We start from the raw sequence: 1050 nt of genomic DNA on the forward strand, positions 1-1050 counted from the left end.
GCCGCTGTTGTAGGCCATCACCTGCGTATCGTCGTTGTCGGCAAGTGATTCCCGGATCGCGACCTGCGCGGCATGCGGCAACGTGTGCATGATCTCGCGCACCCGCTCCTTCCGCCGCAACACCGCCTGACGCACCGGCATACCCGGCGTCGCCCGCATCTGCGGAATGATCCCCTCGACCTCCTCGGCGCCACCATGATGATGCCCGGCGTCCACCAACGCCTGCTCCCGCGCCATCTGCGCCTCGTCCTTCTCCTCCGACATCCCGATCGGCCCGATCATCCGCCCGTTGAGGAACTGCTTGACCACCGGCTCCTCCGAAGTCAACAACACCTCCCGCGGCCCGAACATCACCAACTGACGCCGGAACAACATCCCGATGTTGTCCGGCACCGTCCGCGCCAAGTTGATGTTGTGGGTGACGATCAGGATCGTGGCGTCGATCTGCGCGTTGATATCGATCAACAACTGCGACAAGTACGAGGTGCGCACCGGATCCAGACCGGAGTCGGGCTCGTCGACGAGGATGATCTGCGGATCCAACACCAAGGCGCGGGCCAACCCGGCGCGCTTGCGCATACCACCGGAGATCTCACCGGGCAGCTTGCCCTCGGCCCCGAGCAGACCGGTCAGCTCCAGCTTCTCCATCACGATCTTCTTGATCTCGGATTCGCTCTTCTTCGTATGCTCCCGCAACGGGAACGCCACATTGTCGAACAGGTTCATCGACCCGAACAACGCACCGTCCTGGAACAACACACCGAACAGCTTGCGGATCTCATACAGCTCCTTGTTGGAGCAGGTGGTGATATCGGTCCCATCGATGAAAATCGAACCCCGCTCCGGACGCAGCAGACCGATCAGCGACTTCAAGAACACCGACTTACCGGTACCCGACGGACCCAGCAACGCACTGACCTCACCCGAAGGCAACGTCAACGACACATCCTGCCAAATACGCTGGGAACCGAAAGACTTGGTCACACTCTCGGTCCTGACCTCGACGCCCACGCCAACCTCCACAATTCTCAGCGAGCTGCCCCACCGGCG

At 61.8% G+C, this 1050-nt stretch carries 1 protein-coding gene; it reads right to left on the reverse strand.

The window, feature by feature from the left end; genetic code table 11:
• The coding region (locus U3653_RS33175) for an ABC transporter ATP-binding protein (protein ID WP_323124770.1) at nucleotides 1-1011 on the reverse strand (1011 nt) is incomplete at its 3' end.
• Nucleotides 1012-1050: the final 39 nt, after the last annotated feature.

The organism is Nocardia implantans (assembly GCF_035544775.1).
GTDB classification, from domain to species: domain Bacteria; phylum Actinomycetota; class Actinomycetes; order Mycobacteriales; family Mycobacteriaceae; genus Nocardia; species Nocardia implantans.